The sequence below is a fragment of the Phenylobacterium aquaticum genome, from assembly GCF_022695515.1.
Lineage (GTDB): Bacteria > Pseudomonadota > Alphaproteobacteria > Caulobacterales > Caulobacteraceae > Phenylobacterium > Phenylobacterium aquaticum.
In genome coordinates this window covers 21,824-47,991 of record NZ_JALDPT010000030.1, presented here as the reverse complement: position 1 = coordinate 47,991, position 26,168 = coordinate 21,824, and the positions used below count along the sequence as shown (strand labels likewise).

25 protein-coding genes and 1 pseudogene are annotated in these 26,168 nt (G+C 70.0%); 10 read left to right on the top strand and 16 right to left on the bottom strand.

Going from position 1 to position 26,168, the window contains the following annotated elements; all coding sequences use genetic code 11:
• Both MQH10_RS19425 and otsB read right to left on the bottom strand, forming a co-directional pair.
• Window positions 1-1,386 (bottom strand): annotated as a pseudogene (locus tag MQH10_RS19425) (alpha,alpha-trehalose-phosphate synthase (UDP-forming)); the annotation flags it as partial.
• The gene (gene otsB, locus MQH10_RS19420; protein WP_242565646.1) at window positions 1,383-2,129 is read right to left on the bottom strand and encodes a trehalose-phosphatase; all 747 of its coding nucleotides are present in this window, start codon (window positions 2,127-2,129) and stop codon (window positions 1,383-1,385) included. The gene otsB and the pseudogene MQH10_RS19425, both read right to left, overlap by 4 nt.
• Before the next feature lie 175 nt (window positions 2,130-2,304).
• Between otsB and zwf the strand changes: the two genes are divergently transcribed.
• Window positions 2,305-3,771, top strand: a complete 1,467-nt coding sequence (zwf, locus tag MQH10_RS19415) for a glucose-6-phosphate dehydrogenase (protein ID WP_242565645.1) — start codon at window positions 2,305-2,307, stop codon at window positions 3,769-3,771.
• A 34-nt stretch (window positions 3,772-3,805) separates the two neighbouring features.
• Here the strand turns inward: zwf and MQH10_RS19410 are convergent, their stop codons facing one another.
• The gene (locus tag MQH10_RS19410; RefSeq protein WP_242565644.1) at window positions 3,806-5,629 is read right to left on the bottom strand and encodes a glycoside hydrolase family 15 protein; all 1,824 of its coding nucleotides are present in this window, start codon (window positions 5,627-5,629) and stop codon (window positions 3,806-3,808) included.
• Between the two features lie 98 nt (window positions 5,630-5,727).
• Here MQH10_RS19410 and pyk point away from each other — a divergent pair, with 98 nt between their 5' ends.
• Window positions 5,728-7,149 carry a pyruvate kinase gene (gene pyk / locus MQH10_RS19405; protein ID WP_242565643.1) on the top strand — a complete coding sequence of 474 codons (1,422 nt, stop codon included), beginning with the start codon at window positions 5,728-5,730 and terminating at the stop codon, window positions 7,147-7,149.
• Here pyk and MQH10_RS19400 read toward each other — a convergent pair.
• The 3 genes from MQH10_RS19400 to MQH10_RS19395 are packed head-to-tail and all read right to left on the bottom strand — an operon-like array spanning window position 7,146 to window position 10,378.
• Window positions 7,146-8,579 (bottom strand): amylo-alpha-1,6-glucosidase, encoded by a 1,434-nt coding sequence (locus tag MQH10_RS19400; RefSeq protein WP_336605134.1) that lies wholly within the window; start codon window positions 8,577-8,579, stop codon window positions 7,146-7,148. The two genes, pyk and MQH10_RS19400, sit on opposite strands and share 4 nt — an antisense overlap.
• Window positions 8,546-9,310 (bottom strand): glycogen debranching N-terminal domain-containing protein, encoded by a 765-nt coding sequence (locus tag MQH10_RS26925; protein ID WP_336605133.1) that lies wholly within the window; start codon window positions 9,308-9,310, stop codon window positions 8,546-8,548. The genes MQH10_RS19400 and MQH10_RS26925 overlap by 34 nt, the downstream gene beginning before the upstream one ends.
• Before the next feature lie 9 nt (window positions 9,311-9,319).
• Complete coding sequence (locus tag MQH10_RS19395; RefSeq protein ID WP_242565642.1) at window positions 9,320-10,378, bottom strand: glycosyltransferase family 4 protein; 1,059 nt, start codon at window positions 10,376-10,378, stop codon at window positions 9,320-9,322.
• A 143-nt stretch (window positions 10,379-10,521) separates the two neighbouring features.
• Between MQH10_RS19395 and pgl the strand changes: the two genes are divergently transcribed.
• The 4 genes from pgl to eda are packed head-to-tail and all read left to right on the top strand — an operon-like array spanning window position 10,522 to window position 14,654.
• On the top strand, window positions 10,522-11,196 hold the full coding sequence (gene pgl, locus MQH10_RS19390; RefSeq protein ID WP_242565641.1) for a 6-phosphogluconolactonase: 675 nt from the start codon (window positions 10,522-10,524) through the stop codon (window positions 11,194-11,196).
• A 55-nt stretch (window positions 11,197-11,251) separates the two neighbouring features.
• A complete protein-coding gene (edd, locus tag MQH10_RS19385) occupies window positions 11,252-13,066 on the top strand; it encodes a phosphogluconate dehydratase (protein WP_242565640.1) in 1,815 nt (604 codons plus the stop codon).
• The gene (gene glk / locus MQH10_RS19380; RefSeq protein WP_242565639.1) at window positions 13,063-14,040 is read left to right on the top strand and encodes a glucokinase; all 978 of its coding nucleotides are present in this window, start codon (window positions 13,063-13,065) and stop codon (window positions 14,038-14,040) included. Before edd ends, glk begins: the two co-directional genes overlap by 4 nt.
• Entirely contained in the window at window positions 14,037-14,654 is a 618-nt protein-coding gene (gene eda / locus MQH10_RS19375; RefSeq protein ID WP_242565638.1) for a bifunctional 4-hydroxy-2-oxoglutarate aldolase/2-dehydro-3-deoxy-phosphogluconate aldolase, read from the top strand. Before glk ends, eda begins: the two co-directional genes overlap by 4 nt.
• 153 nt (window positions 14,655-14,807) lie before the next feature.
• Here eda and MQH10_RS19370 read toward each other — a convergent pair whose 3' ends face one another.
• Entirely contained in the window at window positions 14,808-15,578 is a 771-nt protein-coding gene (locus MQH10_RS19370; RefSeq protein ID WP_242565637.1) for an enoyl-CoA hydratase/isomerase family protein, read from the bottom strand.
• The gene (locus tag MQH10_RS19365) at window positions 15,575-16,741 is read right to left on the bottom strand and encodes an acyl-CoA dehydrogenase family protein (protein WP_242565636.1); all 1,167 of its coding nucleotides are present in this window, start codon (window positions 16,739-16,741) and stop codon (window positions 15,575-15,577) included. Before MQH10_RS19365 ends, MQH10_RS19370 begins: the two co-directional genes overlap by 4 nt.
• Window positions 16,742-16,921: 180 nt before the next feature.
• On the opposite strand from MQH10_RS19365, the gene MQH10_RS19360 reads away from it, so the two are divergent.
• From MQH10_RS19360 to MQH10_RS19350, 3 genes are read left to right on the top strand one after another with little or no spacing between them, the layout of a single operon-like run.
• Window positions 16,922-18,142, top strand: coding sequence for a CaiB/BaiF CoA transferase family protein (locus MQH10_RS19360; protein WP_242565635.1), 1,221 nt, complete (start codon window positions 16,922-16,924; stop codon window positions 18,140-18,142).
• Window positions 18,142-18,420: an AAA family ATPase gene (locus tag MQH10_RS19355; RefSeq protein ID WP_242565634.1), complete on the top strand. Its 279-nt coding sequence runs from the start codon at window positions 18,142-18,144 to the stop codon at window positions 18,418-18,420. Before MQH10_RS19360 ends, MQH10_RS19355 begins: the two co-directional genes overlap by 1 nt.
• A 2-nt stretch (window positions 18,421-18,422) precedes the next feature.
• Window positions 18,423-18,695: a hypothetical protein gene (locus tag MQH10_RS19350; protein ID WP_242565633.1), complete on the top strand. Its 273-nt coding sequence runs from the start codon at window positions 18,423-18,425 to the stop codon at window positions 18,693-18,695.
• A 127-nt stretch (window positions 18,696-18,822) separates the two neighbouring features.
• On the opposite strand, the gene MQH10_RS19345 is transcribed toward MQH10_RS19350, so the two are convergent.
• The 8 genes from MQH10_RS19345 to MQH10_RS19310 form a co-directional block, all read right to left on the bottom strand.
• The gene (locus MQH10_RS19345; protein WP_242565632.1) at window positions 18,823-19,239 is read right to left on the bottom strand and encodes a Zn-ribbon domain-containing OB-fold protein; all 417 of its coding nucleotides are present in this window, start codon (window positions 19,237-19,239) and stop codon (window positions 18,823-18,825) included.
• Between the two features lie 4 nt (window positions 19,240-19,243).
• Window positions 19,244-20,425 carry a thiolase domain-containing protein gene (locus MQH10_RS19340; RefSeq protein ID WP_242565631.1) on the bottom strand — a complete coding sequence of 394 codons (1,182 nt, stop codon included), beginning with the start codon at window positions 20,423-20,425 and terminating at the stop codon, window positions 19,244-19,246.
• A 92-nt stretch (window positions 20,426-20,517) separates the two neighbouring features.
• Window positions 20,518-21,597: a glycerophosphodiester phosphodiesterase gene (locus tag MQH10_RS19335; RefSeq protein WP_242565630.1), complete on the bottom strand. Its 1,080-nt coding sequence runs from the start codon at window positions 21,595-21,597 to the stop codon at window positions 20,518-20,520.
• A 47-nt stretch (window positions 21,598-21,644) separates the two neighbouring features.
• Entirely contained in the window at window positions 21,645-22,439 is a 795-nt protein-coding gene (locus tag MQH10_RS19330) for an inositol monophosphatase family protein (RefSeq protein ID WP_242565629.1), read from the bottom strand.
• A 105-nt stretch (window positions 22,440-22,544) separates the two neighbouring features.
• A complete protein-coding gene (gene thiE, locus MQH10_RS19325; protein WP_242565628.1) occupies window positions 22,545-23,195 on the bottom strand; it encodes a thiamine phosphate synthase in 651 nt (216 codons plus the stop codon).
• 22 nt (window positions 23,196-23,217) lie between these two features.
• Entirely contained in the window at window positions 23,218-23,370 is a 153-nt protein-coding gene (locus MQH10_RS19320; RefSeq protein ID WP_242565627.1) for a hypothetical protein, read from the bottom strand.
• The gene (gene cydB, locus MQH10_RS19315) at window positions 23,354-24,379 is read right to left on the bottom strand and encodes a cytochrome d ubiquinol oxidase subunit II (protein ID WP_242565626.1); all 1,026 of its coding nucleotides are present in this window, start codon (window positions 24,377-24,379) and stop codon (window positions 23,354-23,356) included. The genes MQH10_RS19320 and cydB overlap by 17 nt, the downstream gene beginning before the upstream one ends.
• Window positions 24,376-25,773 (bottom strand): cytochrome ubiquinol oxidase subunit I, encoded by a 1,398-nt coding sequence (locus MQH10_RS19310; protein WP_242565625.1) that lies wholly within the window; start codon window positions 25,771-25,773, stop codon window positions 24,376-24,378. The genes cydB and MQH10_RS19310 overlap by 4 nt, the downstream gene beginning before the upstream one ends.
• A 196-nt stretch (window positions 25,774-25,969) precedes the next feature.
• Here MQH10_RS19310 and MQH10_RS19305 point away from each other — a divergent pair, with 196 nt between their 5' ends.
• Window positions 25,970-26,155 carry a (2Fe-2S)-binding protein gene (locus MQH10_RS19305; protein WP_242565624.1) on the top strand — a complete coding sequence of 62 codons (186 nt, stop codon included), beginning with the start codon at window positions 25,970-25,972 and terminating at the stop codon, window positions 26,153-26,155.
• The last annotated feature ends 13 nt before the right edge of the window (window positions 26,156-26,168 follow it).

Sequence of the window (26,168 nt, the reverse complement as noted above, 5' to 3'; positions counted from 1 at the left end):
CGGCAGGGCCTCGCGCGCGGATTTCAGCGCCCGCACGAAGGCGTCGCGCCAGGCCGTCACGTCCTCGGTGACGATGTTGTCGTACAGCACGCGCCAGCGGGCGATCCGTTCCTCGCGGTCCATGGACAGCGCCCGCTTGATCGCCTCGGCGATCTCCTCGGGGCTGTTCGGATTGACGATCAGGGCCTGGCGCATCTGGTCGGCGGCGCCGGCGAACCGCGACAGGATGAGCACCCCGGGATCCTCGGGATCCTGGGCGGCGACGAACTCCTTGGCCACCAGGTTCATGCCGTCGCGCATCGGCGTGACCAGCCCGACCTGGGCCGCGCGATAGACCCCGGCCAGCTCGTCGCGGCGATAGGTCTTGTTCACATAGCGGATCGGGTTCCAGTCAATGTCGGCATATTCGCCGTTGATCCGCCCCGAGAGCGAATCCAGCCGGGCGCGGATCTCCTGATAGGCCTCGACCGAGTCCCGCGACAGGGGTGCGATCTGCAGCATCAGGGCCTCGCGGCGCAGGTCCGGATTGTCGGCCAGGAACCGCTCGAGACCGGCGAACCGCTCCTCAAGCCCCTTGGAATAGTCCAGCCGGTCGACGCCGACGATCAGTTTGCGGAAGGCGGTGTGGGCCTTCATCACGTCGAAGGTCCGGCGCGCGGCCTCGCTCTCCACCAGCCGGGCGAAATCGGCGGCGTCTATGCCGATCGGGAAGGCGCCGACCCGCGTGGTCTTGCCATAGGCCCGCAAGCCTTCGCGGCCGACCCGGGCGCCCTTGGCCTCGGTCAGCACATATTCCTCGAAGGCCTGGACGTGCTCGGGGGTCTGGAAGCCGACAAGGTCGTAGTCGAACAGGGACTCCACCAGCAGTCTGTGCCCCGGCAGGGTCACCATCAGCTGATGCGCCGGCCAGGGGATGTGCAGGAAGAAGCCGATGCGGTTCTTCACCCCCAGCGCCCGCAGCTCGCGGGCCAGCGGGATCAGGTGGTAGTCGTGGATCCAGACCAGGTCGTCCGGCTCGATCAGCGGGGCCAGGGTCTCGGCGAAGCGACGGTTGACCCGCGCATAGCCGGCGTCGAACGCCCGGTCATAGGCGGTCAGGTCCTGGCGATAATGGAACAGCGGCCAGAGCGTCTTGTTGGCGTAGCCGTTGTAATATTCCTGCAGGTCGGCCTCCTCGAGGTCGACGGTGGCCACGGTCACCCCGTCGGCGCGCTGCAGGTTCAGATGGCCGGTGAACTCCGCGGTGGTCCGGCCGCTCCAGCCGAACCACAGGCCGGAATATTCCCGCAGCGCGGCGGCCAGAGCCATGGCCAAGCCGCCGACGCTGCCGTCGCCGGAGCCGGTGGGCGGGGTGACGCGGTTGGAGACGACGATCAGACGGGTCATGCCAGGGCCTCCAGCCAGTCCAGCGCCGCGCCGACATCGGCCAGGCGATAGCGGGCGGCGGTGGGCCGGGCGGGACCCACCAGCACCCCGAAGCCGCCCAGGCGCTCGGCGGCCTGGAAGGCGTCCTCGTCGGTCAGGTCGTCGCCCAGGAACACCGGCCTGCGCCCGGCGAAGGGCGGCTGGGCCATGAAGGCGGTGATCGCCTCGCCCTTGCGCGGGCCGGGCGTGCGCAGCTCCATGACCTGGTCGCCGGGCTGCAGGACCAGGCCGGTCTCGGCGGCCAGCCATTCGGTCTGGATGCGGACGCGCGGCGCGAGCTCCGGCGCCTGGCGGTAGTGCAGGGCGACGCTCAGCCCCTTGTCCTCGACGATCAGGCCGGCATGGGTGGCGGCGAAGTCCCGCAGCACGCGGACGGCCGCGGCCAGGCCGGGATGGGGCGGGGTGGAGGTCACCCGGCCCTGGGCGTCACGGCGGACCAGGCCGTGAACCCCGGCCAGCACCGGGGTGCGGCCCTCCAGGATGCGGTCCAGGTCGGCCAGGGTCCGGCCGCTGACCACCGCCAGCCGGCCGTCCAGGCGCTGGGCCAGGGCCTCCAGCAGCCGGGTGCGGCGCGGATCGGGTCCTACGGCCTCCGGCCGGGCGACGATGGGCGCGAGCGTGCCGTCCAGATCGAGGAACAGCGCCGTCTCCGCGGCCTTCACCTGCGGCGCTTCGGCGATCATGGTCATGGTGTCAGTGGTCATAGGCTCCCCGTCCAAGGCCGGCCTTCGGGATCGACCAAGCACAACGTCAGGGCGCCCGCTTCGATCCAACCTGACCGCGCACGATGCGGTGAACGCAGACGGGGGGTTGACGGGACCCCGCCGAACCCCGCTATGCGAGGCTCGGACGCCAACCTCCTCACCCAAGGTGACCCCGATGGCCGATGCGCCGCTTTCCGATGTGATCGTGCTGTTCGGGGGGACCGGCGATCTGGCCCAGCGGATGCTGTTCCCATCGCTCTATTTCCTCGACGCCGACGGCTTCCTGGCCCCCGAGTTCCGGATCGTCGCCACCGCGCGGGCGGACATGGCGCGCGACGCCTTCGTCGAGCAGGTGCGCGAGACCATCCAGAAGCGCGCCGAGGGCGGGCTGGACAAGGCGGCCTGGGCCCGGTTCTCCGCCCGGCTCGACTATGTGGGGGCCGACGCCACCACCGCGGCGGGGGTCGAGGCGATCAAGGCGGCCATGGGCGCCTTCAAGGCCCCGATGTTCTTCCTGGCCATCTCGCCCAGCCTGTTCGGCCGGGTGTGCAAGGCGCTGGGCGGATCCGGCCTGGCCGTCCCCGACAGCCGCATCGTGCTGGAGAAGCCGATCGGCCGCGACCTGCATTCGTCGAAGGCCATCAACGCCCAGGTGGCGGAGGTGTTCAGCGAGGACCGGGTGTTCCGCATCGACCACTATCTGGGCAAGGAGACGGTCCAGAACCTGATCGCGCTGCGCTTCGCCAACACCTTCTTCGAGCCGCTCTGGAACAACCTGACCATCGACCACGTGCAGATCACCGTGGCCGAGACGGAAGGGGTCGGCGATCGCTGGCCCTATTACGACGAGTACGGCGCCCTGCGCGACATGCTGCAGAACCACATGCTGCAGCTGCTCTGCTTCGTCGCCATGGAGCCGCCGGCCGACATGGAGCCGGACTCCGTGCGCAACGAGAAGGTCAAGGTGTTGCGCTCGCTCCGCCCCTTCACCCGCGCCGACGTCCAGGCCAACAGCGTGCGCGGCCAGTACACGCCGGGCGTGGTCGGCGGCCAGCAGGTGGCGGGCTACGAGGCCGAGCGCGGCCAGAAATCCGACACCGAGACCTTCGTGGCGCTGCGGGCCGACATCGACAACTGGCGCTGGGCGGGCGTGCCCTTCTTCCTGCGCACCGGCAAGCGGCTGCCCGAGCGGCGCACCCAGATCGCCATCCAGTTCAAGGGCGTGCCCCACTCGATCTTCGGCGGCGCGGCCAAGGCCGACCTGGTCGCCAACCAGCTGATCATCGACCTGCAGCCGGACGAGGACATCGAACTCGTCCTGATGAACAAGGCGCCGGGCATCTCCCAGGACGGCATGCGCCTGCAGTCCCTGCCGCTGTCCCTGTCCCTGCTGAAGGCCTATTCCGGTCCCAATGCGCGCCGGCGCATCGCCTATGAGCGGCTGATCCTCGACGTCATCCACGGCAATTCCACCCTGTTCGTTCGCCGCGACGAGGTGGAGCAGGCCTGGACCTGGGTCGACGGCGTCGCCGCCGCCTGGGCCGAGAGCGGCATGACGCCGAAACCCTACGCCGCCGGCAGCTGGGGCCCGGCCGGCGCCTTCGCCCTGATCGAACGCTCCGAGCGCGCCTGGCACGATTGACGGGGCGGCCCTCGCGCGCCCGGCGGGGCCTGGCTCAGCGGACGCTGGTCCAGGGCCGGCTCAGCATGTTGGCGCAGTTGATCAGCCCGACCAGGGAATAGGTCTGGGGGTAGTTGCCCCACAGCTCCGCGCCGTCCAGCGTGATGTCCTCCGACAACAGGCCGGCGGCGGTGCGCCGGCCCAGCATCTCCTCGAACAGGGTCCGCGCCTCCTCGGTGCGGCCCGACAGGTGCAGCACCTCGATCAGCCAGAAGGTGCAGATGTTGAAGGCGGTCTTCGGCTCGCCGAAATCGTCGGGAATGGCGTAGCGCAGCATGTAGGGCCCGCGCCTGAGGCCCTCCTCCACCGCCTTCAGGGTCGCGGCCATGCGCGGGTCGTCCGGGGCGGCGAAGCGCACATCGACCAGCTGCAACAGGGAGGCGTCCAGCTGGTCGCCGCCGAAGGTGGCCGCGAACCGTCCGAGCTCCGGATTGAAGGCCTTGGCCTCGATGGTCGCCCGCACCTGGGCGGCGCGGCCGTTCCAGTGGTCGGCCCGCTGCAGCAGGCCCAGCTTGGCCGCCGCATTGCCCAGCCGGTCGCAGGCCGCCCAGCACATCATGGCCGAATAGGTGTGCACCGCTTCCCGCCCGCGGAACTCCCACAGGCTGGCGTCCGGCTGGTCGTGCAGGGCGAAGGCGCGCTCCCCCACCGCCTCCAGGGCGTGGAAGTCCTCCACCGTGGCGGGGCGCAGCAGGCGCTCGTCGAAGAAGGCCTGGACCGTCGACAGCACGATCTGGCCGTACACGTCGTGCTGCAGGTGTTCATAGGCCTGGTTGCCGACCCGCACCGGCCCCATGCCGCGATAGCCGGGCAGGTCGGGGGCGAAGCGCTCGGTCAGGTCGCTCTCCAGCCCCACGCCATAGAGCGGCTGGATATGGCCGCCCTTGGCCCGGTCGATCAGGTTGCGCAGATAGCCGAGATAGTTCTCCAGCATGTCCGCCGCCCCCAGCCGGTTCAGGGCCTGGACCACGTAATAGGCGTCGCGCAGCCAGCAGTAGCGATAGTCCCAGTTGCGCTGCGACCCGTCGTGTTCGGGGATCGAGGTGGTCAGGGCCGCGACGATGGCGCCGGTCTCCTCGTGGGCGCAGAGCTTCAGCGTGATGGCCGCCCGGATCACCGCCTCCTGCCATTCCAGCGGAATGGAGAGCGTCCTGACCCAGCCGCGCCAATAGCTGGTGGTCTCGTGCAGCATCCGCTCGGCGGTGGCCTGGATGTCGGCCTCGATCCCCTCGTCGGGGCCCAGGAACATGGCGATCGGCTCCTCCAGGCGAAACAGCCGCTCGTCGGCGATGTGCGAGACGGCGGTGTCGGTGGTCAGCCGCAGTGTCATCTCGCCGCCCACGTAGCGCAGGTGGTTGGAGCCGCGGGTCACCTGGGCGTCGGCCGCGCCCCAGTGGGCGGTGGGCCGCATGCGGATGCGGATGTGCGGCGTGCCGGAGACGGGTCGGATGATCCGCACGAAGGCCATGGGCCGATAGACCCGGCCGAACTGCCGATAGCGCGGGGCGAAGTCGATCACCTGGAACACCGCCCCGGAGGCGTCGGTGATCTCGGTCGTCAGGATCGGGGTGTTGCGCAGATAGCTCTGGCGGACGCCCGCCGGGGTCTCGGCCTCCACCGACCAGAAGCCGCGGGCCTCGCCGGTCTCGCCGCCCAGCAGGGCCGAGAAGGCGGGGTCGCCGTCGACCCTCGGGAAACAGGCCCAGACGAAGCGCCCGGCCCGGTCGATCAGGGCGCTGGCCGCGCAATTGCCGATCGGGAACAGGTCCAGGCTCTGGGGCGAGGCGAGGGGATTCCCCGGCTGCGCGGATCGGTCCATGTATGGGCTCTCAGATTGTGGGCGCGCAGGGAACGCCTCTTGATAAGCTTCGATCCCGCCCACGCAACGTCGCCGTCGCCTGCGGCCGGAGTTTGACCATGATCCGCGCCCGTCGCGCCCGCATCGTCGCCACCCTGGGTCCCGCCAGCCGTGACCTCGCCAAGATCCGGGCGCTCGCCGAGGCCGGCGCCGACGTCTTCCGGGTGAATTTTAGCCATGGCGGCCATCCCGACCACGCCAAGACCATCGCCAATGTCCGCGAGGCCGAGGCCCTGGTCGGCCGCCACCTGGCGGTGCTCGCCGACCTGCAGGGCCCCAAGCTCAGGCTGGGCGAATTCGCCGACAGCCGGGTGCGGCTGAAGACCGGCCAGGACTTCCGCCTCGACCGCGACCCCAAGCCCGGCGACGCCTCGCGGATCTGCGTGCCGCATGTGGAGATCTTCCAGGCGCTCAAGCCCGAGGCCGACATCCTGCTCGACGATGGCAAGGTGCGGCTCAAGGTGCGCCAATGCGGCCCGGACTTCGCCGACTGCGTGGTGATGGGCGGCGAGGCCCTGTCCGACCACAAGGGCCTCAACCTGCCGGGCCTGGCCATCCCGATCCCGGCGCTGACGCCCAAGGACCGCGAGGACCTGAACTTCGCCCTGTCCCAGGGCGTCGACTGGGTGGCCCTATCCTTCGTCCAGCGGGCCGCCGACATGGCCGAGCTGCGCCAGATCGTCCAGGGCCGGGCCGGCGTCCTGGCCAAGATCGAGAAGCCCGCGGCGCTGGATGCCCTGGATGAGATCCTCGACCTCTGCGAGGCGGTGATGGTGGCCCGCGGCGATCTGGGGGTCGAACTGGCGCCCGAGGACGTGCCGGTGGTGCAGAAGATGCTGGTCCGCGCCGCCCGCAATCGCGGCATTCCGGTGATCGTCGCGACCCAGATGCTGGAGAGCATGATCCATGCCCCGACGCCCACACGGGCCGAGGCCTCCGACGTCGCCAATGCGGTCTATGAGGGCGCCGATGCGGTGATGCTCTCGGCCGAGACGGCGGCCGGGGAATTCCCGCTGGAAGCGGTCTCGATCATGGACCGCATCCTCACCCGCGTGGAGCAGGACCCGCGCTGGCCCGAGTTGATGGCCGCCGAGCATCCGGTCGATGATGAGGACGCCGACGCCCTGGTCGCCGCCGCCCGGCGCGCGGCCGAGGCCGCCTCCACCGCCTGCCTGGTGGCCTTCACCACCACCGGCCAGACAGCCCTGCGCCTGTCGCGGGAGCGCCCCCTGCAGCCCACCTTGGCGCTCACCACGCGCCTCACCACCGCGCGCCGCCTGGCGCTGGCCTGGGGCGTCGAGCCCCGCGTCGTGCCCGAGGTCACCGATCTGGAGGACATGACCAAGGTCGCCGTGGACAAGGTCGTGGAGTTCGGCCTCGCCCCGCCCGGCCACCGCATCCTGATCCTGGCCGGCCTGCCGATGGGCTCCCCCGGCGCCGCCAATATCCTGCGCCTGGCGCACACCCCGCTGAGACGCTAGGCGCGGCCCCCCTGGCGGATGGTCACCGGCACCACCGAGCCGCCGTCGGCGTGGACGGCGATGCGGCCTTGCAGGCGCTCGAAGCACAGGTCCAGCTTCTGATCGCCGACCCTCAACCCCTCGACGCGCAGCTGGTCGATGCCGATCGGCAGGCGCGGATCGCGGATCTCCACCTCGCCAGTCCAGCCGTCGACCTTCAGGCCCAGGCAGGCCTGCAGCAGCATGAACACCGAGCCCGCCGCCCAGGCCTGGGGCAGGCAGGCGACCGGATAGGCCACCGGCGGCTCGCCAGCGGCGCGGGGAAAGCCGCAGAACAGCTCGGGCAGTCGCATCTCGAAGCTGGAGGCGGTCTCGAACAGGCCCGACATCAGATCCACCACCCCGTCGCGCTCGCCATAGCGCGAAAGGCCGGCGGCGCAGATCGCCGTGTCGTGCGGCCAGATCGAGCCGTTGTGATAGCTCATCGGATTGAAGCGGGCCTCGCCGGAGGCGAGCGTCCTGACGCCCCAGCCGGAATCGAACCGGGCCGACAACAGACGCTCGGCTGTCAGGGCCGCCCGCTCGGGACTGGGCAGGCCGCAGAACAGCAGGTGGCCGGGATTGGAGCTGTGCACCCGGCAGAGCTCTCCGGCCCCGTCTATGGCGATGCCATAGCCGCCCTGGTCCTCCATCCAGAACCGGGCCTCGACCGTGGCGCGGATATGCTCGGCGCGTTCGGCCCAGCGCGTGGCGGACTCGATATCCTGCCGGTGGCGGGCGAAGCGGCTCATGGCCCGATAGGCGGCGAAGGCGTAGCCCTGCACCTCGACGAGCGCGATCGGTCCCTTGGGGAACCGGCCGTCGGCGTGGAACACGCTGTCCTGGCTGTCCTTCCAGCCCTGGTTGGCCAGGCCGCTCTCGGCGCCGCGGGCGTAGTCGATCAGGCCGTCGCCGTCGGTGTCGCCGAAATGCTCGATCCAGGCGGTGGCGGCGGTGAGCGCCGGCCACAGGTCGTCGATCAGCTGCAGGTCGCCGGTCCGCTCGGCATAGGCGCCGGCGAGCGCCACGAACAGGGGCGTGGTGTCGACCCCGCCGTAATAGCGGCCGAACGGCACCTCGCCCAAGGCCGGCATCTCGCCCTTGCGGGTCTCGTGCATGATCTTGCCGGGCGCCGAGTCGCGGAAGGCCGAGACCTCCTCGGCCTGGTGGGCGGCCAGATAGGTCAAGACCCCCTTGGCCAGGCTGGGTTCGAACCACAGGATCTGCCAGGCGGTGATGATGGCGTCGCGGCCGAAGGCGGTCGAGAACCAGGGGATGCCCGCATAGGGGTAGGGGCCGGTCTCCATGCGGGTGGTGAGCAGGGCCAGGTCGGCGCGGGACTTGTCCAGCCACTGGTTGAACAGCCGCCCCGAACTTTTCAGCCGCGCCCCGTGGCGGATGCGGCTGCGCATGTCCCAGCGGGCGGCCGCCGCATTGGCGCGGAACCGCTCGCGGCTGGGCGGCTCCTCGGCGGCGGCGCCGATCTCCAGATAGAGCTCCAGCCGCCCCTCGGGGCGCAGGGATAGAGGTAGTCGGCGCGCGATCCCGACAGCCGCACGGGCGGGTCGGAAAAGCTGATGACGCTGGAGCGCTCGACGGCGTCCAGCCCCACATAGCGGAAGGCGACGCTGCGGCCGTTGATCTCCGGCGCAGACAGGTCGCCGCGCCGCTCGCGCTTGACGCCGCGCACCTCGAACATGTCGCGGAAGTCCGCGCCGAACTCCACCGACAAGGGGGTGAGCACCTCGTCGCGGCTGTAGTTCACGCAGGTGATCCGCTCGAACAGCCGTTCGCGCCACAGGAAGCGCTTGCGCTCCACGTGCAGCACCCCGGGCGGGCCGATCGGGCCGCCGGGCAGGGGCAGGGCCTGGTTCGCGCCGTTGAAGGTGAAGAACACATTGTCCGCCGACACCGCGCCGGACAGCAGGGACGGCGGCTCACGCCCCAGCAGCAGGCGGAAGCGCGACAACAGGCGGGTGTCGTTGTGGAACAGGCCGTCGGCCGCGCCCAGGATATCCCCGCGCGAATCGGCGACGATGAAGGTGTCCTTGTCCTTCAGGGCGTGCAGGCGCCCCGGCGTGCGGGGTTCTTCCGTCTGACCCGGATCGACGGCGGATCCGGGCGCGGGCGCCATATCGTCCATGGCTGAGCCTCAGGCCGTCGCGGCGATGGGGTAGGCCGCTTCGCCCAGCCGATCATAGAGCTGCAGATAGCGCCGCGCCATGGCGGTCGCCGAATAGCGCGCCTCGAAGCGCTGGCGCACCCGGCGGCGGTCGATCTGGCCGACGCGCGCCGCGGCGGCGCAGGCCTCGTCGTCGGTGCGCACGATGAAGCCGGTCACCCCGTCCTCGATCACCTCGGGCACCGAGCCGCAGGCATAGGCCACCACGGGCGTGCCGCAGGCCATGGCCTCGATCATCACCAGGCCGAAGGGCTCCGGCCAGTCGATGGGGAACAACAGGGCCTCGGCCCCGCCCAAGAAGGCGGACTTCTCGCCGTCGCCGATCTCGCCGATGAACTCGACCTGCGGGCCGGCGGCGCGGATCTGCGGCTCGATCATGTCGGTGAAATAGCGCAGGTCGGCGGCGTCCACCTTGGCGGCGATCTTCAGCGGCTTGCCCAGCCGGCGCGCGATCTCGATCGCCCGGTCCGGGCGCTTCTCCGGCGAGATGCGGCCCAGGAAGGCCAGATAGCCCTGGCTCCGCGGATAGAATTCATAGAGGTCGGCGGCCATGCCGTGATGCACGGTCCCGGCCCAGTTGGCGTCCGGCAGGGGCCGGCGCTGGTCGTCGCTGATCGAGACCAGGGGGAATTGCGGCCAGCGGGCGTAGACGCCCGGCAGGTCCTTCAGGTCCAGGCGACCGTGCAGGGTGGTGACGGTCTTGTCGGCCAGGTCCTCGAAGAACGGGAAATGGATCATGTCGGTGTGGAAATGGATCACGTCGAACTGGTCGGCGCGGCGGCGCACCTCGTGCAGCAGGACCATGTGGGCGGCCAGATCCGACTTCAGGGGCGCGGGGTCCAGGCGGATCGCCTCGTCGCGCACGGGCACAAGCTTCGCCCGGGTGCGGGCGTCGGCGCTGGCGAACAGGGTGACGTCATGGCCCAGATCGACCAGGGCGTCGGTCAGGTGCGCCACCACCCGCTCGGTCCCGCCATAGAAGCGGGGCGGCACGGCTTCATACAGGGGCGGAACCTGGGCGATTCGCATGGGCGTGGTCCTGACATGGCGAGGAGACGCCGGCGCACGCGTCCCGTCAGGCTGAAGCTCTCGAACCGCGTTTGGGTTCCGTGGACGGGGCGATCACGGGAAATCGAGCGGCCTTTTGGCGGCCGCCGCGTTATGGGCGGATGATGATTGAAACCTTCCCCGATTCAGACGCGCTGGCCGACGCCGCCGTGGATGCGACCCTGGACGCCCTGGGCTGGGGGATCACCGAGCGCGGCTGGGCGACCCTGGCGGCGACTGGCGGCCGCTCGCCCGCCCCCGTCTATGACCGCCTCGCCCGCGCGGTGTTCGACTGGCGCCATGTCACGGTGACCCTGTCGGACGACCGGTTCGTCCCCGTGACCTCGCAGGACTCCAATGAGCGGCTGGTGCGCGAGCGGCTGCTGGTCGACCAGGCGGACGTCGCCGACTTCCTGCCCCTGCGCCACGACGCCCCCGACCCCGAGGCCAGCGCCGCGATCGCGGACCCGAAGCTCAGGGCCCTGGGCGGCTTCGACATGCTGCTGCTGGGCATGGGCGAGGACGGCCATGTCGCCTCGCTGATCCCGGGCAGTCCGGTGCTGGCGGCGGGCATGGATCCGCACGGCCCGCGCTGGGCGATCGGCGTGCCGGCCGGGGTGGGCTCGCCGCCCGTGGCCCGGATCACGCTGACCCTGCATGCCCTGTTGATGGCGCGCAGGACCCTGATCCTGATCTCCGGGGCGACGAAGCGCGCGATCGTGGAAACCGGTGGCGGTCTGCCCGTGCATGTCCTGCTGGAACAGGCTAAATCCCCGGTCCGGGTGCTCTGGACGCCCTGATCGCCGTTTTCCAGATCCATAACTTGGACCGCTCCTGACCCTCTTCGAGGCGCCCATGAATCCCGTCACGGCCGAAGTCACCGCCCGCATCATCGACCGCAGCCGCGAGGCCCGCGCCGACTATCTGGACCGGATGGAGGCGGCCCGCAGCGCCGGCGTCGGCCGCGCCAAGCTCTCCTGCGCCAACTGGGCCCACGCCTTTGCGGCCAGCCCCGAGGGCGACAAGCAGCGGATGCGCAATCCGACCGCCCCCAACGTGGCGATCGTCACCTCCTACAACGACATGCTCTCGGCCCATCAGCCGTTCGAGCGCTTCCCCGAGCTGATCAAGGCCGCGGCCGAGGCCGCGGGCGCGACGGCCCAGGTGGCCGGCGGGGTGCCGGCCATGTGCGATGGGGTGACCCAGGGCCGGCCGGGCATGGAGCTGTCGCTGTTCTCCCGCGACGTGATCGCCATGTCGACGGCGGTGGCCCTGACCCACGACGCCTTCGACGCCGCCCTGCTCCTGGGGGTCTGCGACAAGATCGTGCCGGGCCTGGTGATGGGGGCGCTGGCCTTCGGCCACCTGCCGGTGATCTTCGTGCCGGCCGGGCCCATGACCTCGGGCCTGCCCAATGCGGAAAAGGCCCGGGTGCGCGGCCTCTACGCTCAAGGGTTGGCCACCCGCGACGAGCTGCTGGACTCCGAGATGAAGTCCTATCACGGGCCGGGCACCTGCACCTTCTACGGCACCGCCAACTCCAACCAGATGATGATGGAGATGATGGGCCTGCACCTGCCGGGCGCGGCCTTCGTCCATCCCAACACGCCCCTGCGCGACGCGCTCACGGCCGCGACGCCCCGTCGCGCCATAGAGATCGCCGACGGCGGCAACGCCTATGCGCCGATGTCGGCGGTGGTCGACGCCAAGTCGATCGTCAATGCGGTGGTGGGCCTGCTGGCCACCGGCGGCTCGACCAACCACACCCTGCACCTGGTCGCCATGGCCCGCGCCGCCGGCGTGCTGATCGACTGGAGCGACTTCGATGCGCTCTCCAAGGTCACGCCCCTGCTGGCCCGGGTCTATCCGAACGGGTCGGAGGACGTGAACGCCTTCCACGCCGCCGGCGGCATGGCCTTCGTGGTCCGCCAGCTGCTGGACGCCGGCCTCGCCCATGATGACGTGGTCACCGTGGCCGGCCTGGGCCTGCGCCACTATCAGACCGAGCCCTTCCTGCAGGACGGAGTGCTGACCTGGCGCGAGGGGACGGCGACCTCGCTCAACACCGACATCCTGCGGCCCGCCGACAATCCCTTCCAGCGGGAGGGCGGCATCCGCCTCCTGGCCGGCGGTCTCGGCCGCGCGGTGATCAAGACCTCGGCGGTCAAGGACGAGCACCTGAAGATCGAGGCGCCCGCCCTGGTGTTCGACGACCAGGACGAGCTGCTGGCCGCCCACAAGCGCGGCGAGCTCAACCGCGACTTCATCGCCGTGGTCCGGTTCCAGGGGCCCCAGGCCAATGGCATGCCCGAGCTGCACAGCCTGACCCCGGTGCTGGGCGTGCTGCAGGACAAGGGCTTCAAGGTGGCCCTGGTCACCGACGGACGGATGTCCGGCGCCTCGGGCAAGGTGCCCGCCGCCATCCACGTGACGCCGGAGGCCGCCTGCGGCGGCCTGCTGGCCCAGGTCCGCGACGGCGACGTGATCCGGCTCGACGCCCATGCGGGCGTGCTGGAGATCAAGGTCGACCCCTCGGAACTCGCCGCCCGGCCGCGGGCGGTGGCGAAAGGCTCAGGCTTCGGCTATGGGCGCGAGCTGTTCGGCTGGATGCGCCGTTCGGTGGGCGCGGCCGAGGCCGGCGCGTCCGTGCTTTTCGAGGGGGCGGCGTGAAGACCCATTTCATCGGGCTGGTCGGCGATGTCGGCGGCACCAATGCGCGCATGGCCCTGGTCGATGAGGCCGGCCGCATCCGTCATCCCAAGACCTATCCGGCCAAGGACTATGGCTCCTTGAGCGAGGTCATCGGCGCCTATCTGGAGACCACGGCGGGACGCAAGGTTCCGACCAAGGCGGTGATCGCCGTCGCCGGCCCGGTGGTCGATGGCGAGATCGAGTTCACCAACCTGGCCTGGCGCATCTCCGAGGGCGAGCTGGTCGGGACCTTCGAGTTCGAGGCGGCCAAGCTGCTCAACGACTTCGGGGCCCAGGCCATGGCCTGCCCGCTGATGGAGGCTGACGACCTGCGGGTGATCGGCCCGGCGCTCAAGGGCGTGGCCGGGGCGCCCAATGTGGTGCTGGGCGCCGGCACCGGTTTCGGGGTCGCGGGCCTGGCCCGCTCCGACCGCGGCGACGTGCCGATCCCGGCCGAGGGCGGCCACGCCAGCTTCGCCCCCGGCGACGAACTTGAGGACCAGATCCTCGCCCGCCTGCGCAAGGTCCATGGCCGGGTCTCGATCGAGCGGGTGCTCTCGGGGCCGGGCATGTATTCGCTCTACAAGGCGCTTGCCGACATCCGCGGCCAGGCCGTCGTCCATGGTGACGAGAAAGCCGTCGCCGCCGCCGGCCTGGCCGGCAAGGACCCGCTGGCGCTCGAGACCCTCGACCGCTTCTGCGAGATCCTCGGCTCGGTGGCCGGCGACATCGCGCTCACCTATGGCGCCCGCGGCGGGGTCTTCGTCTCCGGCGGCATAGCGCCCCGGCTGATCGACCGGCTGATGATGGGCGGCTTCCGTCGCCGCTTCGAGGACAAGGGTCGGCTCGCCGAATACATGGCCGACATCCCCACCGCCCTGATCATCCACCCCTACGCGGCCCTGGTGGGCGCCGCCCGCGCTCTCGACACCCTGGAAGGATCACCGATTTGACGCTTCCCGACATCCTCAAGCTCGCGCCGGTGGTGCCCGTCCTGATCATCGAGGACGAGGCCCAGGCCGTGCCGCTGGCCAAGGCCCTGGTGGCCGGCGGGCTGAAGGCGCTGGAGGTCACCCTGCGCACGCCCGCCGCCATCAATTGCATCCGCCGCATCGCCGGCGAGGTCGAGGGCGGGGTGGTCGGCGCGGGCACGATCCTGAACGCCGCCATGCGCCAGGAGGCCTATGACGCCGGCGCGCGGTTCGGGGTCAGCCCCGGCCTGATCGACGGCGAGGAATTCGACGACGGCCCCCTGCCGCTGCTGCCCGGGATCGCCACGGCCACCGAGCTGATGGCCGGCCTGTCCATGGGCTACAGCTATTTCAAGCTGTTCCCGGCCAATATCGTCGGCGGGGTCGGGGCCCTGAAGGCGTTCGCCAGCCCGTTCCCGCAAGCGACCTTCTGCCCGACCGGCGGGGTGAGCCTGCAGAATGCGCCGGACTATCTGGCCCTGCCCAATGTGATCTGCGTTGGCGGCTCCTGGGTCGCGCCCACGGACGCCGTCCGCGCCGGCGACTGGGGCCGCATCACCGAGCTGGCGCGGGAAGCCGCGGGGCTGGGGCGGTAAGCTCCTCCCCCGCTGGGGGAGGGGGACCGCGAAGCGGTGGAGGGGGCCGCCCCCGACGGGGGCGGATGCGACCGAAAGACTGCAACCGCCCCTGCGGGACAGCCCCCTCAGTCAGCTGCGCTGACAGCTCCCCCAGAGGGGGAGCAGCAGTCCCTACCTCCCCTTGAAGTTCCCCGGCCGGCGTTCCTGCACCGCGCGAACGCCTTCGGCGAAGTCCTCGGTGGCGCGCAGGATCGACTGCTCGCCGTGCTCGTGGTTGGTCTGTTCGCGAACCGCCTTGGCGAGGTCGCCCCGCAGGGTCTTGCGGGTGGCGACGACGGCGAGCGGGGCGTTCTCGGCGATTTCCAGCGCGAGCGCCTTGGCGGCCGGCAGCAGCTGGTCGAGCGGCACGACCTCGTCCACCAGGCCCCAGGCCAGGCCGTCCTCGGCCTTCACCCGACGCCCGGTCAGGAACATCAGATTGGCCCGCTGCTGGCCGATCAGGCGCGGCAGGGTGTGGGTCAGGCCGAAGCCCGGATGGAAGCCCAGCTTGACGAAATTGGCCGAGAAGCGGGCTTCCGGCGCCGCGACGCGGAAGTCGGCGACCAGCGCCAGGCCCAGGCCCGCGCCCACGGCGGCGCCCTGAACGGCGGCGACGATCGGGGTCTCAATCGAAAACAGCCGCACGGCCTGGTCATAGAGCGGCGCGATTCCGCCCATGCCCGAGCCGCCGATGCCGTCGGGGGCGACGAGGTCGGCGCCGGCGCAGAAGGGCTTGCCGTCCGAGGCCAGGACCACGGCGCGGGTGACGCCGTCCTTGTCCAGGGCCTCGAGCGTGTCGGCCAGGTCGCGCATCAGGTCGACCGAGACGTGGTTGTTCGGCGGCCGGCTGAAGGTCACCGTGGCGACATGGCCCTCGTGCGCGACCTTGATATCCTTCGTCATCGTTTCGTTCCCATCAGGTTGCGGGCCACCACCATCCGGTGGACTTCGGACGGCCCGTCATAGATGCGCATGTTGCGCACGCTGGACGCCATCAGCTGCAGGGGCATTTCCTTGGTCATGCCCATGGCGCCGAAGCACTGCATCGCCTGGTCGATCACCTCCCAGGCCATCTCGGTCGCGAAGACCTTGATCATCGAGATCTCCTGACGGACATCGCGACCCTGGTCCAGCTTCCAGGCGCAGTCATAGGCCATCAGGCGGGCGGCGTGGATCTTCATCGCCGCGTCCGCCGCCCACCACTGCACCGCCTGGCGATGCGACAGGGGCTCGCCGAAGGTCACCCGCTGCGGGGCGTATTCGCACATCATGTCCAGCGCCCGCTGGGCCAGGCCGATGCACCAGGCCGCCATCTCCATGCGTCGGGTCGACAGCCGTACCTGCATGGGCGCGAAGCCCTGGCCCTCGACGCCAAGCAGCTTCCAGCCCGGCACCCGGCAGTCGTCGAGCGCCACCTCATAGGTGAAGGCCCCGCCGATCATCGGGATGCGCCGCAGGACGTTGAAGCCCGGCGTGCCCTTGTCGACCAGGAAAGCGCTCATGCCGCCGCGGGCGCCCTTCTCCTTGTCGGTCACCGCCATGACGATGGTGAAGTCGGCCTCCGCCGCGCGGCTGGTCCAAATCTTCCGGCCGGTTATGACCCAGTCGTCGCCGTCGCGGACCGCCCGGGTGATCATGCCCGCCGGGTCGGCGCCGGCGCCCGGCTCGGAAATGCCGATCGCGCTGACCGTCTTGCCTGCGGCGTAGGGAGCCAGATAGGCCTCGCGCTGGGGCTCGTTCACCGTGGCCATCAGCATCCGCAGGTTCGGACTGTCCGGCGGCAGGGTGTAGGGGGTGATGGTCGAGCCCATGGCCTCATTGACCCCGATCAGGGCCACCTGCGGCAGGTCGAAGCCGCCCATCTCCTCGGGCGCGTCCAGGCCCCAGAGGCCGAGCTTCTGGGAGACTTCGTCGACGCGGGCCTTCTCCTCCTTGGTAATGTGGATGCCCTTGCCGTCGGCCTCGCGGGCCAGGACCTTGGCCTCCAGCGGCATGAGTTCGTCCTTCACGAACCGCTGGGTCAGCTCCTTGAGCATCCGATGCTCGTCGGACAATGCGAAATCCATCCGTCCCTCCCGGTCTTTTCCCGATCTCTTGCCGCGACTTTGGACGCCTGCCGCCGGGGTGGTCAAAGTCGATTCGCATTTCCATGGATGTGGAAAGCGCGCCTCACCCAGGGGAAGGAATTGCCAAGCCCCGCCGCTCTGCTACGCCATCGCCAGATCAAGACGTCGACGGGAGGGCGCATGTCGGAAGCCAATCACCTGGCCCAGGAGGCCACCGGCCCGCTCAAGGGGATCCGCATCCTCGACCTGACCAGCGTGGTGTTCGGCGCCTATGCGACCCAGATGCTGGGCGACCAGGGCGCGGAGGTCATCAAGCTGGAGGATCCCGGCTCGGGGCGCGGCGACGGCGGCGACATCATGCGCTGGGCCGGCCATGTGCCCCAGGACTGTCCCCGCGACCTCGGCCCCATCTTCCTGACCATCAACCGCAACAAGCGCTCCGTGGTCATGGACATGAAGGACCCGGCCTCGCGCCCGCTGCTGGAGGCCCTGATCAAGAGCTGCGAGGTGTTCGCCACCTCCATCCGCTATGACGGCCTGAAGCGCCTGGGCCTGGCTTATGAGGACGTGAAGGCCCTGCGGCCCGACGTGGTCTATGTCCACGCCGCCGGCTACGGCTCGGACGGCCCCTATGCGGGGGAGCCGGCCTATGACGACCTGATCCAGTCGGCCTCGGGCCTGGCCGATCTGCTGCCGCGCACCGACGGCAACCCCACCCCGCGCATCCTGCCGACCCTGGTAGCCGACAAGGTCTCGGGGCTCTTCATGTGCCAGGCGATCACGGCGGGGCTGCTGCACAGGGAGCGCACCGGCGAGGGCCAGTTCATCGAGGTGCCGATGCTGGAATGCGTGACCAGCTTCAATCTGGTCGAGCACCTCTATGACCACACCTTCGAGCCGCCGACCGGCCAGTGGGCCTATCAGCGGGTCGCCAATCCCAACCGCAAGCCCTACCAGACCAAGGACGGCTACATCGGCCTCCTGCCCTATACCGACAAGCAGTGGGACCAGTTCTTCGCCGCCGCCGGCATGGGCGAGACCTTCGGCAAGGACCCGCGGTTCTCCGATTACGCCACCCGCGCCAAGCATATCGGCGAGCTCTACGCCCTGGTAGGCGAGACGACGAAGTCCAAGACCACCCAGGAATGGCTGGACCTCCTGAAGCCGCTGTCGATCCCGGTGGTGAAGACCGCCCGGCTGGACGACCTGCCGGAGGATCCGCACCTGAAGGCGGTCGGCTTCTTCGAGCGGCATGACCATCCGCACGCCGGCGCCTATAATCTGATGAAGCCGCCGGTGAAGTTCACAGGCTCGCCGTCCAATATCCGCCGCCATGCGCCGCGGCTCGGCGAGAACACCGCCGAGGTCCGGGCCGAGATGGGGTTCGCCCCGGAGGACTGATGCGCGTCTGCATTGTCGGCAATTCGGGCGCGGGCAAATCCACACTGGCCAGGCGGCTGGCCGCGGCGATCGACGCCCCACATGTGGAGCTGGACGCGATCAACTGGCAGGCGGGCTGGGTCGATCTCAACACCCATGATCCCGAGGAATTCCTGAGGCGCACCTATGCGGCGCTCTCGGGGCCGAGCTGGGTGACGGACGGCAACTATTCGAGGGTCGCCGAGGCGACCGCGCGCGGGCGACCGACCTGGTCTGGCTGGACTATCCCAAGGCCCTGATCATGAGCCGCGTGATCCGCCGCTCCTTCAGCCGCGCCCTCGGCGGCGAGGAGTTGTGGCCCGGGACCGGCAACACCGAGACCTTCGCCCGGTGGCTGGACAAGGAGCATCCGATCCGCTGGAGCTGGGACACCTATGCCCGCACCAAGGCGCGCTACGAGCTGGCGTCGACAGACGGGACCTGGGCGCACCTGCGCATCCACCGCCTGCGCCATCCGCGCGAGGCGGACGGACTGGTGCGCAAGCTGGCGGCGGAGGGGAAAGGCGCTCATTGAGCCCTCGCCCCGTTTGCGGGGAGAGGGTTGGGTGAGGGGTTCCACCGTCGCCGCGCCATCGCGAGTCCAAAAGGAAGAGCCCTCACCCTAACCCTCTCCCGCAAAGCGGGAGAGGGAACAGGCGGGTCTAGACCGGCGAGAACACCGGCACGGGCGGGCCGCCTTCGGTGGGCTGGAACTTCAGCTTCACCTTCTGGCCGATCTCCAGCTTCGACAGGTCGCAGTCGACGAAGTTGGTCATCATGGCCGGGCCCTCGTTCAGGGTCACATAGCCGATGGCGTAGGGGCCGGTCGGCGAGCGGTGCATGACCGAATAGGTATAGATCACGCCCTCGCCGGGGCTCTCTTCCCAGACGGTGTCGTCGGAGAAGCAGAAGGGGCAGAGCGCGCGGGGATACCAGTGGGCCTCGCCGCAGGCGTTGCAGCGCTTGATCAGGAACTTGCCTTCAGAGGCGGCGTCCCAGAACGGCTTGGACTCGATGGTCACGGCCGGGGCGGGGATCTTGCGGCCTTCGGCGGCCGGCGGGGTTTGGGTCTCGCTCATCAGACTATTCCCGTTCCAGGATGACGGTGCCGGCGCCGTGACGGACGCCGAGGGAGCCGCCCGTGCCATGGGCGATGGCCAGGTCGCAGTTCGGAACCTGGACCTTGGGATGGGCTTCGCCGCGCAGCTGGCGCACGGCCTCGATCACCTTGGTGATGCCGCCCCGGTTGGTGGGGTGGTTGTTGCACAGCCCGCCGCCGTCGGTGTTGAAGGGCAGCTTGCCGACGCCGGAGATCAGGTTGCCGTCGGCGACGAACTTGCCGCCCTGGCCCTTCTCGCAGAAGCCCAGGTCCTCCAGCTGCATCAGAACCGTGATGGTGAAGCTGTCATAGATCGAGGCGTACTTGATGTCGGCGGGGGTCACGCCGGCCTCGGCGAAGGCCGGCGGGCCGGACCAGACCGCAGCCGAGTGGGTCAGGTCGAGGCTGCGGCCGCCCTGAGGGCCCTTGGGGCTCTCGCCGGCGCCGATCACCTTGACCTTCGGACGGTTCAGGCTTTTCGCGATCTCGGGGCTGGTGACGATCAGGGCGCCGCCGCCGTCGGTGACGACGCAGCAGTCCAGGAGGTGCAGCGGGTCGGCGATCAGGCGCGAATTGACCACCTGCTCGACGGTCACCACGTCCTTCAGGAAGGCGTTCTCGTTCCACTGGGCGTGATGGCTGGCGGCGACCTTGATCCAGGCCAGCTGCTCGGAGGTGGTGCCGTACTCGTACATGTGGCGCATGGCGCACATGCCGTAGGTGTTGTGGGTCGAGCCGCCGTAGATGTTCTCGAAGCCGGCTTCCGGCGGGCCGTCGGACAGCTGGCCGGGCTTGGCGCCGCCGCCGAAGCCGAACTTGTTCTGGCGGGGCCGGCCGGCGAGGGTGATCAGGGCCACCTTGCACTTGCCCTCGGCGATCGCCTGGGCCGCGTGGCCGACATGGACGATGTAGGAGGAGCCGCCGGTCTCGGTGGAGTCGGTGTGGCGGACGTTCCGCAGGCCCATGTAGTCGACCATGGAGAGCGCGCCGAAGCCCGGCGCGTCGCCGGCGCAGAAATAGCCGTCGATGTCGTCCTTGGTCAGCCCCGCGTCCTCGAGCGCGCCCTTGGCGCATTCGGCGTGGAGCTGCGGCGTGGACTTGTTGGGCGCGTCGCGGAGCGGATGCTCGTAGGCGCCCATGATATAGGCCTTGCCCTTGATGCTCATGAATCCCCTTCCCAGAATGATCGTCTAAAGAATGGGGCAGGGCTTATCGCAGCGCAGCAGGAAGCGGAAGCTGTGACGCAGCGGAGGCGGGCCTACTTCCCCGCCATGAACTTCGCGCGGGCCTCGAACTCCAGGCCGGGGAAGTCACTGAACAGGCCGTCGATGCCGGCGGCGAACAGGGCGGCGTAGAGGGCGTCGACATCCCCATGCGCCGCGGGGTCGGCGCCGCGCTTCAGCGCCGGGGGCAGAAACTGGTTCTCCGCCCGCACCGTCCAGGGGTGCACCGCCAGGCCTGCGGCATGGGCGTCGGCGACGAAGGGGGTGGCGGGGCCCAGCCCGCCCTCGACCACCGGCACCACCATGCGCCATTCCGGCCCGACCCCGTCGGCATAGGCGGCGATGGCCTTCATGCCCGCGGCGCTGGTCATGTCGCGATAGGTCGCCTTGGCGTCGTCGGCCGGTCCGCCGTCCAGCGAGACCAGCTGGATGCGCGGCGCCTTGGAGAGCGTCGCGAAGGTCTTGAGCGGCCCGACCTCGAAGCACTGGACGAAGACTGGGGCGTCGCGACGGTCCAGGCCCTTGGCCTTCAGGGAGGCGGCGAGCCGGGCCTCGAAGGGCATGCCGAGGCTGGCGAAATAGCTCGGGTGCTTCATTTCCGGATAGACGCCGATGGTGCGGCCCAGCCGCTGGCTCTCCGACTTCGCGATCTCCCAGACCTCGTCGAAGGTCGGGATCTCGTCGGTCCCGTCGAAGGCGGCGCTGACGGGGCGCAGCTGGCCCAGGCGCTCGCGGGCGCGCAGGGTCTTCAGCTCCGCCAGGGTGAAGTCCTCGGTGAACCAGCCCTCGATGCTCTCGCCGTCGATCACCTTGCGGGCCTTGCGGGCGGCGAATTCGGGGTGGCTGGCGACATTGGTCGTGCCGCCGATCTCGTTCTCGTGGCGGACCACCATATGGCCGTCCTTGGTCAGGACCAGGTCAGGCTCGATGAAGTCGGCGCCCTGGGCGATCGCCAGCAGATAGCCGGTGCGGGTGTGCTCCGGACGCAGGCCGCTCGCGCCGCGGTGGGCGATGACGATGGGGCGCTTGGCAGGCTTGCCGGCGGCATGGGCGAGGGCGGGCATGGCGAGGCTCGCGGCGGAGGCGGCGGCGAAGGCGCGACGGGTCAGGATCATGACCCCGATCTAGCCGCCGCGTGTGACGGTCTCGTCAAGCCCGCAGGCTAGTTGGCCAGCTTCAGCTTCTCGAGGATCAGCGGATGCAGTTCAAGGTTCGAGGCCAGGATGCTGCCCGTGCCCAGCACGTCCTCGTCGCCGTCGGCGTTCGTGATCTTGCCGCCGGCTTCCGAGACCAGAAGCAGGCCGGCCGCCAGGTCCCAGGGCTTGAGGTCGCGTTCCCAGAAGCCGTCGAAACGGCCCGCGGCCACGAAGGCCAGGTCGAGGGCGGCGGAGCCGAAGCGGCGCACGCCGGCGACCCGCTGGCTCATCTGGTGCAGCTCCTTCAGGAACTTGGCGTGCTGGCCGTGACCCAGGAAGGGGATGCCGGTCGCCAGCACCGCCTCGTCGAGGTGCTTGCGGGCGGCGACGCGCAGGCGCTTGTCATTGACGAAGCAGCCCTTGCCCTTCTCGGCCCAGTAGAGCTCGTTGGTGATCGGGTTGTAGGTGACCGCGGCCACGATCACGCCCTCGCGCTGCAGGGCGATATTGATCGCGAAGTGCGGAATGGCGTGCAGGAAGTTGGTGGTGCCGTCGAGCGGGTCGACGATCCAGGTATGGGTCTTGTCGGTGCCCTCGATCAGGCCGCGTTCCTCGCCGAGGAAGCTGTAGCCGGGCCGCGCCTTGGCGAGCGCCTCGAACAGGGTCTGCTCGGCCTTGAGGTCGGCGGCCGAGACATAGTCGGCGGCCCCCTTCTTGGAGACCTGCAGTTCGGCCAGTTCGCCGAAGTCGCGATTGAGGCCCCGGGCCGCCTTGCGGGCGGCGTCGGACATGACTTTGAGAAGGGCTGATTGGGTCGACATGAGGGCGCGGAACCTAGTGGCGCCAAGGCCTTAAGGCAAGGCGAGGCTTTGAGGGGCGGTCCTACAGCCAAAGTGTTGTCATCCCGCAAAGGCCGCGCAGGGGCGCTATCCCCGCTGGCGAAGCCCCTCGGCGATGGCGGCGTTGAGCGCCTTGACCCCTGCGGCCGGGCCGTCCGGATGGCTCCAGACCCCGGCCGAGACGGCGATGAAGTCGGCGCCGGCGGCGGCCAGGCCGGCGGCGTTCTCCGCCGTGATCCCGCCGATGGCGACGCAGGGCGTCTCCATGGTCTCCTGCCAGATGGTCAGGATCTCGGGCTCGGCCCGGGTGGCGGCGTCCTTGGTGGTGGTCGGGAAGAAGGCGCCGAAGGCGACATAGTCGGCCCCGCCCTCGCTGGCCTCCATGGCGAGATGCCGGCTGTCGTGGCAGGTGACCCCGACCATGCGCTCAGGCCCCACCAGCTTGCGGGCCTGGGCGAGCGTGCCGTCGCTCTGGCCGATATGGACGCCGTCGCAGTCGTAGCGGGCGGCGAGGTCTGGCCGGTCATTGAGGATCACCGCCACGCCGCGGGCCTTGGCGATCGGCGAGATGACGTCGACGGCGGCGGCGAGGATCTCGTCCGGAACATCCTTCAGGCGGATCTGAAGGGCGGCGACATCGCCGGCGTCGAGGGTCTGGGCGAGCAGGTGGCCGAAGCCGGCCAGATCGTCGATCCGGGGCGGGGTGATGAGATAGAGGCGGCAGGCGGGGTCCGACATGGGCGCTTCCATAGCCCGCCGATCAGGTCGCCGGAAGCAGGGCCTTCATCATCCAGGCCAAGGTCGCGGCGGCCAGGCTCCCGCCGATGGCCAGGGCGGCGAACCAGGCCAGGCGCTTCCAGAGCGGCCGGGGTGGGGTTCCCGGCTCGGGCGGCGGCTCAATGATAGCCCGCATCGCCGGTCACCTTGCCGCGGAACAGCCAGTAGACGAACACGGTGTAGCCCAGGATCACCGGCAGCAGCACCGCGACCCCGACCAGCATCAGGGCCAGCGCATTGTCCGGATTGGCCGCCTCGCGGAAGGTCATGGCGTAGGGGGCGATATAGGGAAAGAACCCGACCGCCAGGCCGAGATAGCCCGACAGGAACACGATCAGGCCGCCGGCGAAGGGCGCGACATGGCTGCGCCGGGCGAGCCCCAGGCCGATGGTCGCCAGACCCGCGGCGCCGAGCAGCGGTATGGGGGCCAGGCGAGCGAGGTTCGCGCCCACGAAGCCGTGGCCGTCGAACCCCCAGCGGGCGGCGACCTGTGGGTGCAGGAACAGGGTGGCGACGCTGACCCCGGCCAGCAGCATGGCCACGGCGCCGGCGGCGGTTCCGGCCCAGCGGCGGGCCAGATCGTGCAGTTCGCCCTCGGTGCGCCAGATCAGCCACCCGGCGCCCAGCAGGGCGTAGCCGGCGACGAGGCCCACGGCCACCATCACCGAATAAGGGGTCAGCCAGTCGAAGGGCCCTCCGGCGAAGGCGCCGTCCGTGAGCGTCAGGCCCTGGATGAAGCCGCCGAGCACCAGGCCCTGGGAGAGGGCCGCGCAGAGCGAGCCGCCGGCGAAGGCCGCCGTCCAGAACGCCTTGCCCCGCGCCCGGCCGCGGGCCCGGAACTCGAAGGCCACGCCGCGCAGGACCAGGGCGAGCAGCATGGCCATGATCGGCAGGTAGAGGGCCGGCAGGATGACCGCATAGGCCCGGGGAAAGGCGGCGAACAACCCGCCGCCGCCCAGCACCAGCCAGGTCTCGTTGCCGTCCCAGACCGGGGCGACGGACTGGACCATGGCGTCGCGGGCCCTGGGATCGGGCGCGAAGGGAAACAGGATGCCGACGCCCAGATCGAAGCCGTCCAGCACCACATAGAGCAGCACGGCGACGGCGATGATCCCCGCCCAGATCAGCGGCAGGTCGAGGCTCATGGCGCGCCCCCCGGATCCTGCTGGGCGGCGGCCAGGGCCGAGCCTGGCGCCCGTGGCAGGGGCGGGGGCGGGGCCTCGGCGCCCTCGACCGGGCCCTCGCCGATCAGGCGCAGGATATAGAGCGCGCCCACGCTGAAGATGACCGCATAGACGATGAGGAAGCCGATTAGCGAGGCGGAGACCTGGCCGGCGCCGACCGGCGACACGGCGTCGGCGGTGCGCAGCACGCCATAGATCACATAGGGCTGGCGGCCGACCTCGGCGACGATCCAGCCGGCGATCACCGCGACGAATCCGGTCGGCCCCATGGCGACCATGGCCCTCAGGAAGGGGCGGGACCGCTCCACCCCCTCGCGCAGGGAGAGCCACGCGCCCCAGGCGCCCAGGCCGATCATGGCGACGCCCATGCCGACCATCAGCCGGAAGGCGTAGAAGACGATGGCGACCGGCGGGCGGTCCTTGGCGGCGAAGGCCTTCAGGCCGGTGACCTCGGCCCGGGCGTCGCCGGCGGTGATCCAGCTGCCCAGGCCGGGGATGGAAAGCTCCCAGCGATTGGTCTCGGCGGCCATGTCCGGCCAGGCGAGGATGTGGAAGGGCTGGGCCGTGCGGGTCTCCCAGAACGCCTCGACGGCGGCCAGCTTGGCGGGCTGCATACGGCGCACCTCCTTGCCCGACACGTCCCCGGCGATCAGCTGCAGGGGGGCGACAATGGCCAGCATGCCGACCGCCATGCGCAGGGCCGTGGTCGAGGCGTCATCGTCCGGCTCCTTGAGCAGGCGCCAGGCCGAGGCGGCGCCGACCACCAGGGCGGTGGTCAGATAGGCGGCAAGCGTCATGTGGGCGAGGCGCGTGGGAAAGCTGGGCGAGACGATCACCGCCCACCAGTCCGTGGCGATCAGGCCGCCGCCGGCGGTGCGGGCGAAGCCGGCCGGGACCTGCATCCAGCTGTTGGCCGAGATGATCCAGAAGGCCGAGATCAGGGTCCCGATCGCCACCAGCAGGGTGGCCGTGAAGTGAAGGCCGGGGCCCACCTTGCGCCAGCCGAACAGCATGATCCCCAGGAAGCTGGCCTCCAGGAAGAAGGCGGTCAGCACCTCGAAGGCGAGCAGGGGGCCAATCACAGGTGACGCTGTCGCAGAAAACACGCTCCAGTTGTTTCCGAGTTCGTAGCTCATCACCACCCCGGTGACCACGCCCATGCCGAAGGAGATCGCGAAGATCTTCAGCCAGAACAGGTAGAGCGTCTTGAAGACCGGGTTGCGGCTGGCCAGCCATAGGCCCTCGAGCACCGCCAGGTAGCTGGCCAAGCCGATGGTGAAACTCGGAAAAATGATGTGGAAGGCGATGGTGAAGGCGAATTGCAGCCGGGAGAGGAGCAGCGCGTAAACGTCCATGTCAGACACGGCCCCTAACTCATCCGGCCACGGGCCGGGCGTCTTACGCGCCGGGCACTGTCCACCCGCAGAACGTGTTCGGCCAAGACCGTAGGTCGCGACAAACCGTCGCGCCCGCGGATGGCTCTAGTTGCAAATGAGTTGCAACGTCGTTCGCATCTGCTAGAGAGGACAGGTTCCTGAACCCTGGTCGTCCATGTTCATCTGCAACTGCAACGGCATCCGCGAGCGCGAGGTCCGCGCCGCCATCGAGGCTGGCGCCGAGCGCCCCGTCGAGATCTTCCGCGCCTGCGGGGCCCGTCCGCAATGCGCCCGCTGCGTCTGCGAGATGAAGCAGATGATCGACGATCAGGCCGAGCGCCTGCGCTACGCGGCCGAATAGCTCCGCCCAAGAT